This is a genomic window from Streptomyces nanshensis (genome assembly GCF_001751255.1).
GTDB classification, from domain to species: Bacteria; Actinomycetota; Actinomycetes; order Streptomycetales; family Streptomycetaceae; genus Streptomyces; species Streptomyces nanshensis_A.
This window is the reverse complement of record NZ_LJGW01000505.1, coordinates 1-17732: the sequence shown is the minus strand read 5'-3', so window position 1 is coordinate 17732 and position 17732 is coordinate 1. Positions and strand designations below refer to the sequence as shown.

Genomic DNA, 17732 nt, shown 5'->3' with positions numbered 1-17732 from the left:
TTGAGGCTGTGCTCAGATGACCACCGCGAACGGTGAGGTCACATTCAGCACTGGCTGGTGCACTTCGTGGTCGGGCAGATCGCCGCGGTCGCCAGCGTCACGGTGGCGATGCACCACGGGCCGGTGCCGCCGTAGGTGTCGGCGTCGCTCAGCTCGACGAGCTCGGCCTCGTCGTATCCACCGAGAATGTCCTCGCTCATGATGACCTCTTTCTTTTGTTGTCTTTAGTGGGTCAGTTGCAGTTCGGCTGGCACTCGACGGTCAGGGTGCACCAGCCGCCCTGGTTGCCCAGCGCGTCGGAGAGGGAGAAGGTGTTCGTGGTGCAGGCGCCGTACGCGACACCCTCGAAGTCCTGCTCGGCAATCTCTTCAACCAGAGAAACGTCGCCCTTGTACACGGCAACTCCATTCTTCGAGTACGTGATCCTGATGGTTTGCCCATTACTGAAGGATGGTTCGGACCGTGTATTTCAGATTTCGTGCGGGCCGTCCCCCAGCGGTGCGGGCAAGACAGTATGGGCTTCACCGTTCGGTCACAACGATTTCTCACACGTGATCCACATCACATGACATACGTCAGTTGACACTGCGGGCTCCGCACGAAGGAAACGGAACATTACGAATGTTACGGAAGACCTTCGTCCGCACCCTGTGAACCGGCTCACCAGACGGCTTCACGAGACGGTCACATCTCACCTGCCAGCCGCTTTCCCGGGCATATGCTGCGGGGGCGTTCTCGGAATGGATCACTCCGAATGTTATGCGGAGTCGGCGCCGCCGGCCGGGCGCCCATGATTCACCGACTCGCGCCACACAGAACGGAATACTCCGTTCCATCTCCGCGCTCCTGACCGCGGAGTATTTCCCTGATATTGCGTACGCATTGCGGGCGGTCCGGGACCTTGCTCCGCACTTCGGCGAAGTGTCCCTTTCCGCACCCCGCTGCGGGCGCTCGGAAACCCGTAAAGCCCTCGCAGACGCGGACGCCCGGCCCCCGTGGACGGCGCACTTCCGCCGCCGCCCCGGAGACCGGGCGTCCGCGTCGCTCGCTGCGGTCAGGCGTCCCTGCTGCGTACCGCCGCATACCCGGCGGCGACGGCCAGCACGGCCCATGCGGCGAGCACCGCCATGCCCGTCCACGGCGTGAGGATCGTGTCGCCGGCCGGCGGCGTGCTGCGCAGGATGAGGCCGCCCGCCAGGTCCGGCAGGAACTGCGCGACCTTCTGCACCCCGGGAATGCTGTTGAGGATCGTCGAGATCATGAAGAACAGCGGCACGAGGATGCCCATGGTGAGCGCCGAGCTGCGCAGCAGGCTCGCCAGGCCCATGGAGAACGCGCAGATCAGCGTCATGTAGAGCACGCCGCCGACCATCGCCCGCAGCACGCCGTCGTCCGAGACGGAGACGCTCGCGGGGCTGCCGAGCATGAGCTGCGTCGCGAAGAAGCTGGCGGTGACGACGACGGCGGAGAGCACCAGGGCCGTGGCCGTGCCGGTGACCATCTTCGCCGTGTAGAAGACCCCGCGCCGCGGCACCGCCGCGAGCGAGCTGCGGATGGTGCCCGTCGAGTACTCGCTGCTCACGCTGAGCACGCCGAAGACGACGAGCGCGATCATGCCGAGCTTCAGTCCGCTGAAGCCGGAGGCCACGGGGTCGAAGTTGGCCTTCGCCGTGGCGCTCATGTCCGCGTACACGCCCTTCATCACGTACCCGGCCAGCAGCGCCACGACGATGCTCATGACGCTGAAGAGGGCGAGGCTCCACACGGTGGAGCGCAGAGTGCGGATCTTGGTCCACTCGAAGGCGACCGCCGCTGTCGTGTCCGCCATCTCAGCGCACCTCCTGGGTCGCGCGGTAGTCCACCGAGTCCGCTGTGAGCTGCATGAACGCCTCTTCGAGCGACGCGGTGCGCGGGCTGATCTCGTAGACGGTGACCTGGTTCTGCGCCGCCAGCGAACCGACGGTCTCCAGCGTGGTGCCGACCGCTTCGAGCACACCGCCGGGCCCGTCGTCGGTGTGGATGCCCTGCGCGGCGAGCACCTCGCGCATCCGCTCCGGTTCGGGTGTGCGGATGAGGATGTACGAGCGCGAGTTACGGGCGATGAACTCCTCGACGGAGGTGTCCGCGAGCAGCCGCCCCTGCCCGATCACGATCAAGTGCTCGGCGGTGAGGGCCATTTCGCTCATCAGGTGGCTGGAGACGAAGACGGTGCGGCCCTCCGCCGCGAGCTTCTTCATCAGCTCGCGGATCCAGAGGATGCCCTCCGGATCGAGGCCGTTGACGGGCTCGTCGAACAGCAGGACCTGCGGGTCGCCGAGCAGCGCGGCGGCCACACCGAGGCGCTGGGCCATGCCCAGCGAGAAGCCGCCGGAGCGCTTCTTCGCGGCGCTCTCCAGACCGACGGTCTTGAGCACCTCGGGAACGCGCCGGTCCGGGATGCGGTTGCTGCGGGCCAGACCCAGCAGATGCCCGTACGCGGTGCGTCCGCCGTGCAGGGCCTTGGCGTCCAGCAGCAGACCGACCCTGGTCAGCGGCCGGCTCAGCTCCTCGTACGGCTTGCCGTCGATGAGGACCTGCCCGGACGTGGGCTTGTCCAGGCCGACCATGGCCCGCATGGTCGTGGACTTGCCGGCGCCGTTGGGGCCGAGAAACCCGGTGACGCGGCCCGGTTCCACCCGGAAGGAGAGCCGGTCGACCGCGAGGGTCTCCCCGTAGCGCTTTGTCAGATTCTGAACCTCGATCATGCCCCGTTCCCCTGTTCCCCTTGGTCGGGCCTGCGATGGCGCACGCGTCCGGGATGCGCGTCCCGCGGGGCGTGCGCTGCGGCGTGAAAGGTGTCTGCGCGTGAAGGTCAGCGGCGGCGGAGGTCAGTCCATGGCACCGCTGAGAGCGCGGGACATCTTTACACGGCCGACCGGGCCACGGGCCGGTTTCGTCGAGGCTTCGTGACCAGGCTCGCGGAGGCCGGCACGGCTCACGGGACGGCCGGAGGCCGGCAATTCCCGTCCCGTTCGGGCGAGTTGGCGGCGTCGCCGGAAGGCTCGTACGGCAGCACTCCGCGCGGGCGGGCTGCGGTACGCGAACGGGACAGAGCGGGCGGTCGGCGATCGGTCCGCGGTGCACGGCGGACCGCTGCCGCGCACCGGTCCGTGCCGACCCGTACGTGCCCGTACCCGCCCGTCGCCGCCCGCACCGGCCCCGCACGGCTCAGCCGGGCAGGCGCCGCGGATCCGGCTGTGCCTTCATGGACGGAGGACGTCCACCGCAGGTCACCGGCCCGTGGCGCCGTGCACGCACCGCATGTACGGCGAGGGCAGGACGGAACGGATGCGCATGAGTGAGAGCACGAAGACCGCCCTGGCCGCGAGCATCGCCGTCGGGTATCTCCTGGGACGCGGACGCAAGGCGAAGCTCGCCATGACGGTCGCCGCGTATCTGGCGAGCCGCAGACTCCAGGCCAAGCCGCAGGAACTCCTCGCCGCGGGCGCCGGAAAGCTCAGCGAGTCACCGCAGTTCTCCCAACTCGCCGACCAGGTACGCGGCGAGGTGCTGAACGTCGGGCGGGAGGCGCTGAAGACGCTGATGGACCGGCGGCTCGGCAACTTCGCCGACGCGCTCGCCGACCGCACCAAGACGCTCAACCAGGCCCTGGACGCCGTACAGGACATGGCGGAGGACGAGGGGCGCGGCGGGGCGCGTGGCGAGGACCGGGACGAGGCGGCGGACGAGGCGCCGGACGAGGAAGACGAGGAAACCGCCGGTGAGGCGGACGAGGAGCGGCGCGCGTACGGAGAGGAGCGGGGCGCGGAACGCGGCGGCAAACGTACGCGGGACGAACGCGCCAGGCCCCGCAGACCGCGACGCGATGCCGAGGCGCACGGAGCGCCCGCGAAGAAGACCGCGAAGCGCACCGGAAACAGAACCGCGAACCGGACCGCGAACAGGGCCACGACGCGGACTTCGCAGTCGGCGCCCCCGAGGAGGACGGCGAAGAAGACCGCACGGAAACAGTCCGCCGATTCGTCTCCCCGCCGGAGGTAGCAGCGCATGCCGGAAACAGCCAGGAAAGGCGGCGGCGGAAACTCCGGCGGCGCTCTCGAAAGGGTGCGTGAAGAACTCTCCAACTACGCGATGGCGAAAGCGAACAACCTCGTCAGCTCGGCCGGTAAGAAGACGGGAGAGTTCGCCAAGAAGGCCGCCGCGGGCAGTGACGGCGGAAAGGTCGCGGAGCCGCTCGGGAAAATGCTGCAAGGCGAGTCACCTGCGAAGGCGCTCGGCGGCGAGGCGGTCAAGAAGGCGAAGGACAAGACCGTCGGAAAGGTCCAGGAACTCTTCTCCGGAGGCGGCAAGGCCGGGGAGAAGAAGGTGACGAACATCGTCGAGGCGCTCGACGTGGGACTGCCGCTGCGGCGGGTGTACGACCACTGGACGGAGTTCGAGGAGTTCAGCGGCTTCATGAAGGGCGTGGTCGAGGCGTCGCGCTCGGAGGACGAGGAGACGACGTCCGACTGGACGCTCAAGGTCGGCCCGTCCAAGCGCAGTTGGCAGGCGACCGTGCTGGAGCAGGTGCCCGACAAGCGCATCGTCTGGGAGACGAAGGGCGAGACGAAGACGCACGGCGCCGTCTCCTTCCACGAACTCGCGCCGAGCCTCACGCGGATCGTGGTCGTCGTCGAGTACACGCCCGGCGGCTTCCTGGAGAAGACGGCGAACATCTGGCGGGCGCAGGGCCGCAGGCTCCGGCTGGACCTCAAGCACTTCCAGCGCTACGTGACGCTGGGCGTCCAGGAGGTGCCGGAGGGCTGGCGCGGAGAGATCCGCGAGGGCGAAGTCGTGCGCAGCCACGAGGAGGTGCTCGCCGAGGACGACGAGGAAGAGGGCGAGGAGGGGGAGCCCCGCGGCGAGGAGGAGGAAGACGAAGGGGAGGAAGAAGAGGACGAGGAAGAGGAGGGGGACGGGGGCGACGACGAGTACGAGGACGAAGAGGCGGACGAGGACGAGGAGTTCGAGGAGGACGAGCGGTAGCCGGCCCGGGCCCGGGAAGGACCTCTGGTCCTCCGCGCACGCGGTGCGGGGCGAGGAGGACCAGAGGGGACGGACGGCCGGCGTCCACGCTGCGGCACGGAGGCGGGAGTCCGAACCGCGTACGCGTGGTCAGGAGTTGACGGCCACGTCCGCGCTGGTGTCGGTCGTGTCGGTGATCTCGTAGACCGCACCGAACTCCGAACTGGTCGCACTGGTCGGACAGCCGAAGCCGCCCTCCACCGTCACGGGCACCTCGGCGGCGTCGAAGGTGAGCGTCGACGGCGAGCCGTTGGCCCAGTCCCCGGTGACGGTGGCCGCCGCGTCCGGTGCGGCGGTCACGGTGCACTCGGCGAGACCGCTGGTCTTCAGCACGAACCCGCCCTGGGGCATGGTGAGTCCGGCGGTGCTCGGGTCGCCGTGCTGGAGGGAGACGGTCCACTCGCCGCTGGTGGTGACGGTGGCCTCGACGCCCGGCAGGCTGCTGGTGCAGGAGTCGTACGTGGGCGCACCGACCGCCGACTCGACGGGTCCGGCGTCCTCGTGGTTGTCCGGCGCCGCCGGGATCGTGCCCGAGGTCTCGGAGACGGTGCAGGTCACGGTCGTCGAACCGGCGGTGAAGGTGGCGTCGCCGGAGAGCTTCGCGGCGTACTCGTCACCGGCGGGCGTGACGGTGGTGGACCCCGCCGCTTCGCTTGCACGCGGGCCCGCCGGCGCGTTCGCGCCCGCGCGGGTGTCCGCCGTCGCGCTCGCCGAGCCGGCCAGCAGCAGCGCCACGGTCGCGGCGGCTCCCGCCGCAACGGCCCGTAACGGCAGGGGAATTGAGGGACGTGTGCTCATCGTCGGGCTCCTTCACTGCGACATGGGGTGGTGCAGGGGATGCGACGGCACTCGTGCGCTCGGCGGGCCGGGCGGCCGGCCCGCGGCCTGTGGTGGTCCTCAGTCGTCCTCAGTCGTCCTCAGCGGTCCTTACGTCCGTGGGCCGTCCCCGCGGGGTGCGGGGAAGGGTTCGTCGTCGACCCCGAAGGCCGCCGCGAGGGAGGAGTCGGCGGACGGGGACGCGGTGGAGGGAGTGGAGGGAGAGACAGGGGACGCGGTGGACGCGGAGGACGCGGAGGACGCCGTACGGGTCGCCCCGTCCGCGCCGGTGCCGGTCCCGGAGTCCGCCGCGGCGGCGTCCGTACCGCGGCCGCTACCGAGCCCCTCCGCCTGAAGGACCGCGGGCTGTACGGCGGTTGACGCCTCCGTACCGGTGCCGCGCTCACCGGAGCCCCCGCCGGACACGTCCTCGGTGTCCCGGGACGGCACCCCGTCGGACTCCGCCGGCACGGGCCGCCACGCGAACATCAGCGCACCGCCGACGACCCCGAGCAGGGTGCCGATCATGAACCCGCCCAGGTTCGACAGGACCAGCGCCGCCGCCGAGAGCAGCACGGTGATGATGCCCGCGAGACCCCGGTACTGCGGCGCGAACCAGCCGCTGAGCCCCAGCACCACGACGACCGCCGCCAGGACGACGGACGGCAGCCCGGCCGTGCCCTCATGCAGCATCACCTTCATCGGCGCCAGCGGCAGCACGCCGATCTCCACACCCGCGAGGACGGCGAACAGGCCGCCCCAGAAAGGCCGTCCACGGCGCCAGCCGCGCCAACGGCGCCAGATCAGAAGCATTCCTTGGTGCCCTTGTTCACTTTCATGCTCAGGCCGGCGAGCCTGAACGTACCGGCATTGGTGGCCCAGGCGGTCTGCTTGAGCTGGGTGATGTGCACGTCGTCGGCCTGCTGTCCGAACAGGTCCTGGAGGCCCTGTCCGCCCTTGGGGCCCTTGTCGAGGGTGGACGCGTCCCGTCCGATCTCGATCTTGTGGAAGCCCGCGTCGCCCGAGAGCTGTGTGGCGTCGACGAAGAGGTCGCTGGCCTCCACCGGCTTCTTGCCCGTGCCCGCGGTGAGGTTGAGCGAGACGCTGCCGAGGACGGGCAGATCCGTGACGACGGACTGGCACAGCTTCTTCATCTTCGCCGTCTTGATGGCCGTGACGGCCACGGGTATGAGCTTGCCCCTGGCGTTGCGGTCGACGCTGCCGTACTGCGCGAAGCCGTCGCCGTCCAGGCTGGACGCCGAGACCTTGAACTGCTGCCCGGATACGGCGAACGACGCCGCGAGCGCCCCGTTGGCGAGTGCGATCGCCAGCGCGGCGGTGACGGCGACGCCCGGCACGCACAGGACGGCGAATCTCCGCCAACTCGTGCGCCCCGTCAGCTTGTTGCCGTGCGCATCCTTCATGGTGTGTCCCCTTGGGAAAGGAATGGCGTAGTGCCCGTGGCGTGGGGGATGTGAAGTACGTGCGTAGTACGAGGGGGGATCGCACAGAAGGAGACCCTGCCGTGCGGAAGAGTTACCGGCGAGTCAGGTTATGGACCCCGGACGGGCACGGCAAGGTTTCGCGCAGACAACTTTCCGCCGAACAACGGCTCTTGGGACACCGGCGCCGCACGGCACCCGGGCAGCGCGCTACGGGCCTGTGCGTCCACACCTCTGAGCAGCGCCGCACAAGCTGGGGTTACCTCCAGTAGCCACGGGGTCGCGGCGTACGGCGCCCCCGTCGCGGACCGCACCAACACTGCGTATGCGACGAGAGGGACATAAGCGACCGCGAGCGGTGGCCGAAACGGCATGCACCGCGGGCGAGTTGAGGGCAGAAGAAGAACGCGGTGTCCATCAAAGGCCATGGGCGAGGGACTTCTTGCCGCCGCTTCCAGCGGCGGCGTACGATGAATGCGCTTTCAACCCAGCGGCCTCCACGGCCTGAGCCAGGCAGGAGAGCGTGGTCGCGTGAATGCTCCCACCGTCTACGACGTCGCCGGACAGGCAGGCGTCTCGATCGCGACGGTCTCGCGAGTCTACCGGGCCCCGGATTCCGTGCGGGCCGGTACGCGGGAGAAGGTCCTGGAGGCCGCGCGCGAGCTGGGGTACGTACCGAGCGGCAACGCCCGCGGCCTGGCCAGCCGCAACACCCGCGTCCTGGGGCTGTGCTTCCCCGACTACGCCGATCCCGACGCCGAGGACCCGGACTCGGACTACGGCGACGACGCGGAACTGATGCTCTACTCCGACGAGATAATCCGCGGCATGGAGCGCGCGGCCCGCCGCCACGGCTACGCCCTGCTCATCGCCGCCTCCCTCGCCGAGGGCCCGCGGAACCTGGTCGCGGACGTCGCGGGACGCGTGGACGGCTTCGCGGTGCTGGCCCGCACCGTCCCCACCGAGGAGCTGGAGGTCATCTCGCGGCGGCTCCCCGTGGTGATGCTCGCGGGCCCGCGCGAGGACGCCGCCCTCGACCACCTCGACCATGTGGAAGTCGCCAACTTCGACGGCGAACTCGCCCTCACCCGGCACCTGATCGCCGACCACGGCCACACCCGGCTCGCCTTCGCGGGCAGCGCGGAGGACTCCCCGGACGGCGAGGCACGCTTCCGCGGCTTCCAGGCGGCACATCTGGAGGCCGGGCTGCCGGTCCCCGAACGGCCCGACGTACGGACGGGACTCACGCAGGCCGAGGGTGAGAGGGCGGTCGCCGAACTGCTGGACCGCGAGGGCGAGACGCCGCACGCGGTGGCCTTCGCGAACGACCAGATGGCCGTCGGCGCCCTCTCCGAACTGCGCCGCCGCGGAGTGCGCGTACCGGAGGACCTCGCGGTGGTCGGCTTCGACGGGATCCCGCTGGGACGTCTGGTGACGCCGGCGCTGACGACCGTACGGCAGCCGATGCGGCGGCTCGGCGAGGAGGCGGTGGAGCTGCTGGTCGCGCGGCTCGGTGACCGCGGCCGGGAGCCGGCCTCGAAGGTGCTGCCGGTCTCGGTCGTGCGCCGGTCGAGCTGCGGCTGCCCGGCACGTGACGACTCCGTGGACGGGAGCGGTCCGCTCGGCGACGGACCGGTCGACGGCGAGGCTTCCGTTACACAGTCGTAATCAGCCCGACTCTTGCACCCCCGGGCGGGGCCTCACAGAGTATGTATGCGCTTACAGCCCCACGGCCCGAAGGCCGTCCGGGTCCCGGCGCAGCGTACGGCCGCACAGCCGCACCACTCGCACCACCGCACCCTCACCGGCCTCACGGCTCAGCAGTCCCGGCGGCACGTCCCCCTCGGGCGCTCGCCCAGTGACCGCGTCACCGCACAGCTCCGCACACGAGGAGGAGCCCCTCCATGCAGCCCACACCACGCATCGCCGCCGCCACCGCGGCCACGGCCGCCCTCGCGCTGCTGCTCTCCGCCTGCGGCAGCGGCGGCGGCGAGCAGACCTCGGCCAAGGACAAGCAGACCCTCACCGTCTGGGGCATGGGCGAGGAGGGGAAGCACCTGGCCGAGATCGGCAAGGAGTTCAACAAGAAGCACCCCAACATCACGGTCAAGGTCACCCCGGTCGGCTGGGACGTCGTGCACCAGAAGCTGGTCTCCGCGGTGGCCGCCGGCGAACTGCCGGACATGGCCCAGATGGGCAGCACGATGATGGGCGAGTTCATCGAACTGGACGCGCTGGAGCCGGTGGACGAGAAGACCTTCAAGAAGGGCGACTTCTTCCCCGCGGCCTGGAACGGCGGCGTGAAGGACGGCAAGGCCTACGGCGTCCCCTGGTACGTCGACACCCGCGCCCTCTACTACCGCACCGACCTCGCCGACAAGGCCGGTGTGAAGAAGGCCCCGGCGACCTGGGCGGACCAGCGCAAGCTCGCCGAGGCGTACAAGGACAAGGCCGGCACCAAGTGGGGCACGTACAACCAGCCCGCCAACACCGGCGCCTGGCAGACCTGGCTGCCCTTCCTCTACTCGGCCGGCGGCTCGCTCATCGACGGCTCCGGCAAGCCCGCGCTGGACTCCCCCGAGTCCGTCAAGGCGCTCAAGGAGTACGCCCACTACTTCGACGCCGGCCTCTCCCGTAAGAGCTCGCCCCCGGACTACGACGTGGTCAAGGACTTCGGCACCGGCGACGCCCCGATGTTCGTCTCGGGCCCCTGGATCGTGCAGAACATCCAGGACCAGCAGCCGCAGCTCAAGGGCAAGTACGCCACCGCCCCGCTGCCCGCGGGCAAGTCGAGCACGTCGTGGGTCGGCGGCGCCAGCCTCGTCACCTTCGAGGACAGCGAACACAAGGCCGCCGCGAAGGAGTTCACCAAGTACCTCACCGGCGCGGAGCAGCAGGGGCACTGGTACGAGATCGCCAAGTCCCTGCCCGCCAACCAGGCCGCCTTCGACCGGCCCGAGCTGAAGAACGCGCCGGAGCAGCTCGACGCCTTCGAGAAGCAGCTCAAGACCGCCAAGACCGTCCCGCCGCTCGCCAAGTGGGAGGAGCTGGCCGCCAAGCTCGACGAAGGCGTGGCCCGCGTCTCCCAGAAGGGCGAGTCCCCCGAGAAGACCGCCGCCTGGATGCAGAAGGCCGCCGAGGGCCTGGTGGGCTGAGCGTCATGGCGACAACGACCCCATCCCGGCGGGGGGTCCCGGGCCGCACCGCACAGGTGCGGCCCGGGGCCGGGGCCGGAGCCGGTTCCCACGGCACGCGCGGACCGCGGCGGCGGGACCGGCTCAGCGTGCAGAACGTCCCCGGATGGCTGTTCTCCACGCCCTTCCTGGTGCTCTTCCTGACGTTCATGGCGGTGCCGATCGTCGCCACGTTCGTCATGAGCTTCACCGACTTCGGGCTGCGGAACGTCGCCGACCCCTTCTCCGCCGAGTTCACCGGCGTGCAGAACTACGCCGAGCTCTTCGGCGACGAGCGCTTTCTGACCGCCCTGTTCAACACCACGTACTTCGTGGTGCTGGGCGTTCCGCTCACCGTCGGCGCGGGGCTGCTCGCCGCCGTCCTGCTCAACCGGGGCGTCGGACGGCTGCGCACCGTCTTCCGCGTCGGCTTCTACGCGCCCGTCGTCACCAGCATCGTCGCCGTGGCCGTCGTCTGGCGCTTCGTACTGGACCCGGCGGACGGGCTGATCTCGGGGCTCGCCGCCGAAGTGGGCCTGACCTCACCGGACTTCCTCGGGTCGAAGGTGCTGGCGATGCCGTCCCTGATCGTGATGGCGGTCTGGCGCAACCTGGGCACCGCGATGGTCCTCTTCCTCGCCGGCCTCCAGGGCATCCCCGCGGAGGTACGGGAGGCCGCGCGGCTGGACGGCGCGGGGATCTGGCAGGAGTTCCGCAGCATCACGGTGCCGCTGCTGCGTCCGACGATGCTCTACGTGAGCGTCATGACCACCATCGGGTTCCTGAACGTCTTCGAGGAGCCGTTCGTGATGACCGAGGGCGGTCCGGACAACGCGACGCTGACCGTCTCCCTCGACATGTACGACCAGGGCTTCAAGTTCTTCCACATGGGCTACGCGAGCGCGATGGCGTACGTGCTCTTCACGGTCATCCTCGCGGTCACCCTGCTCCAGCTCCGTCTGCTGAAGGACAAGACGAAATGACGGCCCCCGCCCCCTTCCCCACGCCCGGCCCGGCGCCCGGCCCCGCGCCGTCGCCCGCCGCCGCGCCCCCGTCCGTACCGGCTCCCCGGCGCCGCAAGGGCGAGGCCGCGCGCCGCAGACTGCTGCTCGCCGTCCTGTGGGCCGGGATGATCGTGATGGTCGCGCCGTTCCTGTGGATGGCGCTGTCGGCGTTCAAGTCGGAGAAGGACCTGGGCGCGAGCCCGACGGTGTGGATCCCCGACGAGTGGACGCTGATCCACTTCGAGAAGCTCGTCAGACTGCTCGACGTCGGCGGCAGCTTCTTCAACTCCACACTGGTCGCCGTCGTCGTCACGGCCTGCAACCTGATCTTCTGCTCGATGCTCGGCTACGCGCTGGCGAAGCTCAACTTCGCGGGAAAGCGGCCGGTGTTCGCCCTCGTGATGTGCGCGCTGATGGTGCCCGGCAATCTGATGCTGATGCCGATGTTCGTGATGGTCAGCAAGATGGGCCTGATCGACTCCTACGCGGCGCTCATCCTGCCGTTCGCGGCGGGCGCCTTCGGCGTCTTCCTCATGCGGCAGTTCATGACGGCCATCCCGGACGAGCTGCTGGAGGCGGCGCGCATCGACGGCGCCGGCGAGTGGTTCATCTTCTGGCGGATCGCGATGCCGCTGGTCAAACCCGCGCTGGCCACACTGGCGATCTTCACGTTCCTGCAGTCCTGGAACAACTTCCTCTGGCCGCTGGTCGCCACGAACGACTCCGACAAGTACACGCTCCCGGTGGCGCTGGCCACCTTCGCCATCGACCCGACGAAAACCAACGGCTCCAACGGGGTGCTGATGGCGGGGGCGTTCCTCGTCGTGCTCCCGGTCCTGCTGGTCTTCATCCTGCTCCAGCGCTACTTCACCCAGGGCATCGCCACCGCGGGCCTCAAGTAGTCCCGTACGCCCGGCGGTTCAGCCCGTCAGCCACCGGTCCACAGCCCAACTCCGTACACACCCCCGCGCCCCCGTACGCACCGCGCCCCGTCCTCCGTGTATGCGCATCCATCGAGAGGTGACCCCCACATGACCGAGAAGAACGCCGCTCGCCTCGACTGGGAGCAGCGCATCGGCCTCCCCAGCGACCTCCCCGAGGACGGTGCCGCCGCGCTGACCGGCACCGCCGAGCTGCCCGCCCCCGCCGGGCTGCGCTCCGAGGACGGCACCGGCCACGTACTGCTCGACTGGCAGCCGGTGGAGGGCGCGTTGGGGTATCTCGTGCACCGCGCGGACACCGTGGACGGCCCGTACGAACCGCTCGACCACCGCGGCGGCGACGTGCTCGCCGTGCCCGCGCCCCCGTACGCGGACTCGCTCGTCGAGCCGGGCCAGGGCTACTGGTACAAGGTCGCCTCCTGGACGGACGCCGGGGCGGGCGCGCTCACTTCGGAACCCGTGCGCGGCTGCCCGAAGGCGCCGGGCACGCGTCCGCCCGCCGTCACGGTGGCGGTCGACGCGGCGTCGGACCCCGTGCCCCTCCCCCCGGTGTGGAACCGGATGATCGGCGCGGAGCATCTGTCGATGCTGGTGTGGGACGAGCCGGGGCCGGGCGACGCGGACGTCGCGGAGGAGTACGCGGAGGCGCTCGGCATCGTCCGCGACGAGCTGGGCGTACGTACTGTACGAGCGCACGGGACGTTCCTGCCGGAGTGCGTGAGCGTGGGCGAGGACGGCTCCTTCGACTTCTCCGGCCTGGACACGGTCTACGACCGCTTCCTGACGACCGGCCTCAAGCCTGTCGTCGAACTCTCCTTCATGCCCGCGGAGTTGGCGTCCGACCCCGAGTACACGATCTTCGAGTACAAGGGCATCGCCTCGGTGCCCCGGAGCTGGGAGCGGTGGGGCGAGCTGTGCCGCGCGCTGACGGTGCATCTGCGCGAGCGGTACGGCGCGGACGAGGTCGCCGGCTGGGAGTTCGAGGTCTGGAACGAGGCCAACCTGGAGGTCTTCTGGAACGGCACCCAGGCCCAGTACCACCTGCTGTACGAGACCGCCGTGCGCGCCGTGAAGAGCGTCGACCCGCGCATCCGCGTCGGCGGTCCCGGCTCGGCGGCGGCCAAGTGGGTCGGACCGCTGCTGGAGCACTGCCGTGAGAACGACGTGCCGATCGACTTCGTCTCGACGCACACCTACGGCAACGCGCCGCTCGACTTCCGCCCCGAGACCCGGTCGTTCGCGCGGGCCACGGGCCGGCCGGAGCCGGAGATCCTGTGGACGGAGTGGGGCGTGACGCCCACCCACTTCCACCGCGTCAGCGACTCCGTCTTCTCGGCGCCGTTCGTGCTGCGCGGCATGAAGAGCGTCCTGGGGGTCCCCCCGGCTCGCCAGGGGGCGTCGGCCGACGCCCTCGCGTACTGGGTGGCCACCGACCACTTCGAGGAACTGGGCCGTCCGCCGAAGCTCTTCCACGGCGGCTTCGGGCTGCTGACCGTCGGCAATCTGCGCAAGCCGCGCTTCTGGGCGCTGCGCATGCTCTCCCAGCTCGACGGCGGACGCGTCCCGGCCCGGGTCTCGGGCGACGGCGCCGAGGCGCTGGTGGAGGCGCTGGCCACCCGTACCGGCGACGGCGGCAGCGTCGACGTGCTGTGCTGGAACGGCACCCTGGACCAGACGAAGATCGACGGGGCGGCGGCGCTGGACCGCGAGGCCCGTGTCGAGGTCGGCGGGCTGACGCCGGGCGCCGCGTACACGGTGACGCTGCGCCGCGTCGATGAGACCCACTCCAACGTCAAGGCCGTCTGGGACGCCCTGGACGGCGGCCACAGCGACTGGCCGAACGACCGCCAGTGGGCCGAACTCCGCGCCGCCGACGAGCTGTTCGAGGAGCCGTACGGCACGGTGACCGCCGGTGCCGACGGCTCGCTCGCCCTCACCGTCGACCTGCCGATGCCCGGCATCCGGGCACTGCGCCTGACCAGGACGGGCGGCGCCTGACGGCCGCCCGCCACCCGTGCGTCCCGGCACGCGCGCCGCGCGCACGCCACCGCACACGTACGCGTCCGAAGAAGGAGACGAAGGAGCCGCACCATGAAACGCCGTACCGTCCTCACCGCGGGAGCCGGCGCCTCGGCCGCGCTCGCCCTCGGTGCCGCGGGGTCCGCCCCGGCCGCCGCCGCCTCGCGCGAGCGCACCGGCGCCGCACTGCTGCACCGCTGGTTCCGCGACACCTACGCCTCGTTGGAGGCCATGCACTCCGACTTCGGTCTCGCCGCCGACAAGATCGACGTCAGCGGCGCCGAGCCGAAGCGCAGCGTCCAGACCTCGCCCACCAACATCGGCTGCGGCATCTGGTCCACCGTGGCCGCCGCCGGGCTCGGCGTGATCAGCCACGCGACGCTGCGCAAGCGCCTCGCCGGCACCGTCTCCGCGGTGGAGAAGCTCAAGCGGGAGAAGGGCTTCTGGCTCAACTGGTACGACGCCGCGAACGGCGACGTCCTCACCACCTGGCCGGAGACGGGCGAGGAGGTGCGCCCCTTCCTCTCCTCCGTGGACAACGCCTGGCTGATCACGGGCCTGCGCATCGCGGCCCGCGCCGACCGCACTCTCGCGCCGCGGGTCAAGGCGCTGCTGGCCGACGCCGACTGGTCCTTCTTCTACACCCCGTACGACGAGGACGACCCGGCCCAGCACCCCGGCCAGATCCACGGCGGCTACTGGACGGACGACGACACCTTCACCGGACACTGGTACGGAGCGCTCAACACCGAGCCCCGGATGGCCAGTTACCTCGGCATCGCGGACGGCAGCCTCCCCGGCGAGCACTACTGGCGCACCTTCCGCACCCTGGTCCCGGAGAACGAGCAGGAGCAGAAGCCCGAGGGCGAGTACGTCACGGTCGACGGCGTACGCGTCTGGCGCGGCCACTACACCTACCGCGGACGGAAGTTGATCCCGACCTGGGGCGGCTCGATGTTCGAGGCGCTGATGGTGCCGCTGTTCGTGCCCGAGGGCGACTGGTCGCCGCGCGCCTGGGGCGTGACGCATCAGCGCTACATCCGCAGCCAGATCGAACACGGCCTGGACGAGGAGAAGTTGGACTACTGGGGCTTCTCCCCCGCCAACATCCCCGCGGGCGGCTACAGCGAGTACGGCGTCGACGCGATCGGCATGACGGTCGACGGCTACTACTCCAAGGGCGTCGTCACACCCCACGCGTCGTTCCTTGCCATGCAGTTCGCGCCGCGTGAGTCCGTGGCCAACCTGCGGAAGATCGCCCGCGACTTCGGCGCCTACCACGACGGGCTGGGCTTCCGTGACTCCGTCGACGTGCGCAAGGGCACGGTCAGCGACTTCATGCTCGCCCTCGACCAGGGCATGGTCGCCGCCGGGCTCGCCCAGGTGCTCCGCCCCGGCCTGCTCCAAGGGGCCTTCCGCACGGGCGGGTTCGCGAAGAACGTCCGCCCGCTGCTGGCCAAGGAGGACTTCGGCATAGTCTGACCGGAGGCGGCACGGCTCACGGGACGCATACCTCCCCTGAGCCCCCTCTGCTCCGCGGCGGCGCCGGTGATCCGCTCCCGGCGCCGTCGCGGACCGTCCGCCGCCGGGCCGTACGGCCCGCCACCGCCCCGCCACCGGGAAGGACTCCGTGACGCCGCCCCGCTCCGCACCGTCGCCTCAACTCCGCCCGAACATCGTGCTGTTCATGACGGACGACCACGCCGTGCCCGCCATCGGCGCGTACGGCAGCGTCATCAACCGGACGCCCGCGGTGGACGGTCTGGCCGCCGACGGCATGCGCTTCGACAACGTCTTCTGCACGAACGCGATCTGCTCGCCGGCCCGCGCGACCCTGCTGACCGGCACCTACAGCCACGTCAACGGCATGACCTCGCTGGAGAGTCCGGACCACACCTTCGACGCGACGCAGCCCTCCTTCCCCGAGCTGCTGCGCGAGGCCGGCTACCAGACCGCGATCTTCGGCAAGTGGCACCTGGGGCACGGCGGTACGAGCGATCCGCGCGGCTTCGACCACTGGGAGATCCTGCCCGAGCACGGCGTCTACCACGACCCGCCGTTCCTGACCGCCGAGGGCGAACGCACCTACCAGGGCTACGTCACCGACATCGTCACCGACATCGCCCTGGAGTGGCTCGACAAGCGCGACCCCGAGCGGCCGTTCGCGCTGCTCGTCCAACACAAGGCGCCGCACCGGCACTTCGAGCCCGCCGAGCGGCACCGCAACCTCTACGCCCACGAGGACGTCCCCGTACCGCCGACCCTCCACGACGACCTGAGCGACCGTGGCCCCGCCGCCCGCGAGGCCCGGCTGAGCATGGCCGACCTGACGCCGGACGACCTCAAGGAGCCGGTGCCGGAGGGACTTTCGGAGCGCGAGGAGCGGGAGTGGCGCTATCAGCGCTACATCAAGGACTATCTGCGGGTCGTCGCGGCGCTCGACGAGAACGTCGGCCGGGTGCTGCATTACCTCGGTATCTCCGGGCTGGCCGAGGACACCGCGGTCGCCTACACCTCCGACCACGGCTTCTTCCTCGGTGAACACGGCTGGTTCGACAAGCGGTTCATGTACGACCCGGCGATGCGCATCCCGCTGGTGATGCGCTGGCCCGGCGTCGTCGCCCCCGGCTCGGTCAGCGACGACCTCGTCGCGAACGTCGACTTCGCCCCCACGCTGCTGGAGTTGGCAGGCGTCGAGCCGCCGGAGCGGATGCAGGGCCGCAGCCTCGTGCCGCTGCTGCGCGGCGAGAGCCCGGAGGACTGGCGCGACGCGGTCTACTACCGCTACTACATGCACCTCGACCACGACCACCGGGTGCAGGCCTCGTACGGCGTCCGCACCCGTACGCACAAGCTGATCCGCTACCCGGGGCACGGCTCGGGCGCCTCGGGCGCGAGTACGGAGCAACGCGAGCCGGGCTGGGAGCTGTTCGACCTCGTCCGCGATCCGGAGGAGTTGCACGATCGCTACGGCGATCCCGAATACGCGGCCGTCGCCGAGGAGTTGAAGGAACGGCTCGCGCAGCTCCAGGAGCACTACGGGGACACTCCGGAGGGCGTGCTCCCGTAACGGCGGGCGGCGGAAGGGCAGTTCGAGGAAGGGGCGGTTCGGTGACGGACACTCCGCGGGAACGGGAACGGGAACGGGAACGGGACGGCGGGGCGTGCTGCGCGCCGTCCCGCGCCGCGAGCCCCGTACGGGGAGCCGAACAGCGTGCCGAGCAGGGGGCCGCGCCCGCCCCGGAGACCGCCGACGCCGAGCGCGCCCGGTCC

The 17732-nt window shown here is 70.4% G+C and carries 16 protein-coding genes; 9 read left to right on the top strand and 7 right to left on the bottom strand.

Annotated features, from left to right (window positions below):
• Window positions 1-44: 44 nt before the first annotated feature.
• The 4 genes from AN218_RS37200 to AN218_RS29150 all read right to left on the bottom strand — a co-directional run bounded on the left by AN218_RS37200 (window position 45) and on the right by AN218_RS29150 (window position 2744).
• Complete coding sequence (locus AN218_RS37200) at window positions 45-200, bottom strand: class II lanthipeptide, LchA2/BrtA2 family (RefSeq protein ID WP_171908833.1); 156 nt, start codon at window positions 198-200, stop codon at window positions 45-47.
• Between the two features lie 32 nt (window positions 201-232).
• Window positions 233-397, bottom strand: a complete 165-nt coding sequence (locus tag AN218_RS29160; RefSeq protein ID WP_070020087.1) for a plantaricin C family lantibiotic — start codon at window positions 395-397, stop codon at window positions 233-235.
• Between the two features lie 657 nt (window positions 398-1054).
• Window positions 1055-1828 (bottom strand): ABC-2 transporter permease, encoded by a 774-nt coding sequence (locus AN218_RS29155; RefSeq protein ID WP_070020086.1) that lies wholly within the window; start codon window positions 1826-1828, stop codon window positions 1055-1057.
• A gap of 1 nt (window position 1829) precedes the next feature.
• Window positions 1830-2744 (bottom strand): ATP-binding cassette domain-containing protein, encoded by a 915-nt coding sequence (locus tag AN218_RS29150; protein WP_070020085.1) that lies wholly within the window; start codon window positions 2742-2744, stop codon window positions 1830-1832.
• 589 nt (window positions 2745-3333) lie between these two features.
• Here AN218_RS29150 and AN218_RS37195 point away from each other — a divergent pair.
• Window positions 3334-4041: a histone protein gene (locus AN218_RS37195; protein WP_171908832.1), complete on the top strand. Its 708-nt coding sequence runs from the start codon at window positions 3334-3336 to the stop codon at window positions 4039-4041.
• A 6-nt stretch (window positions 4042-4047) separates the two neighbouring features.
• Window positions 4048-5025, top strand: coding sequence for an SRPBCC family protein (locus tag AN218_RS29140; RefSeq protein WP_070020083.1), 978 nt, complete (start codon window positions 4048-4050; stop codon window positions 5023-5025).
• 129 nt (window positions 5026-5154) lie between these two features.
• Here the strand turns inward: AN218_RS29140 and AN218_RS29135 are convergent, their stop codons facing one another.
• The 3 genes from AN218_RS29135 to AN218_RS29125 all read right to left on the bottom strand — a co-directional run bounded on the left by AN218_RS29135 (window position 5155) and on the right by AN218_RS29125 (window position 7304).
• Window positions 5155-5862 (bottom strand): hypothetical protein, encoded by a 708-nt coding sequence (locus AN218_RS29135; RefSeq protein ID WP_070020082.1) that lies wholly within the window; start codon window positions 5860-5862, stop codon window positions 5155-5157.
• Window positions 5863-5991: 129 nt separating this feature from the next.
• Window positions 5992-6693 (bottom strand): DUF6114 domain-containing protein, encoded by a 702-nt coding sequence (locus AN218_RS37625; protein WP_216311817.1) that lies wholly within the window; start codon window positions 6691-6693, stop codon window positions 5992-5994.
• A complete protein-coding gene (locus AN218_RS29125; protein WP_070020081.1) occupies window positions 6684-7304 on the bottom strand; it encodes a DUF6230 family protein in 621 nt (206 codons plus the stop codon). The genes AN218_RS37625 and AN218_RS29125 overlap by 10 nt, the downstream gene beginning before the upstream one ends.
• Window positions 7305-7853: 549 nt before the next feature.
• Here AN218_RS29125 and AN218_RS29120 point away from each other — a divergent pair.
• The 7 genes from AN218_RS29120 (at window position 7854) to AN218_RS29090 (ending at window position 17529) form a co-directional block, all read left to right on the top strand.
• On the top strand, window positions 7854-8990 hold the full coding sequence (locus AN218_RS29120) for a LacI family DNA-binding transcriptional regulator (protein ID WP_070020080.1): 1137 nt from the start codon (window positions 7854-7856) through the stop codon (window positions 8988-8990).
• 236 nt (window positions 8991-9226) lie between these two features.
• Window positions 9227-10477 (top strand): sugar ABC transporter substrate-binding protein, encoded by a 1251-nt coding sequence (locus AN218_RS29115; RefSeq protein ID WP_070020079.1) that lies wholly within the window; start codon window positions 9227-9229, stop codon window positions 10475-10477.
• A 5-nt stretch (window positions 10478-10482) separates the two neighbouring features.
• Window positions 10483-11478 (top strand): carbohydrate ABC transporter permease, encoded by a 996-nt coding sequence (locus AN218_RS29110; protein WP_079132705.1) that lies wholly within the window; start codon window positions 10483-10485, stop codon window positions 11476-11478.
• Window positions 11475-12401, top strand: a complete 927-nt coding sequence (locus AN218_RS29105) for a carbohydrate ABC transporter permease (RefSeq protein ID WP_079132704.1) — start codon at window positions 11475-11477, stop codon at window positions 12399-12401. Before AN218_RS29110 ends, AN218_RS29105 begins: the two co-directional genes overlap by 4 nt.
• A 129-nt stretch (window positions 12402-12530) precedes the next feature.
• Window positions 12531-14438, top strand: coding sequence for a GH39 family glycosyl hydrolase (locus tag AN218_RS29100; RefSeq protein WP_079132703.1), 1908 nt, complete (start codon window positions 12531-12533; stop codon window positions 14436-14438).
• A gap of 93 nt (window positions 14439-14531) precedes the next feature.
• Entirely contained in the window at window positions 14532-15941 is a 1410-nt protein-coding gene (locus AN218_RS29095; RefSeq protein ID WP_070020076.1) for a glucoamylase family protein, read from the top strand.
• Window positions 15942-16089: 148 nt separating this feature from the next.
• Window positions 16090-17529 (top strand): sulfatase family protein, encoded by a 1440-nt coding sequence (locus AN218_RS29090; RefSeq protein WP_244900807.1) that lies wholly within the window; start codon window positions 16090-16092, stop codon window positions 17527-17529.
• Window positions 17530-17732 lie beyond the last annotated feature (203 nt).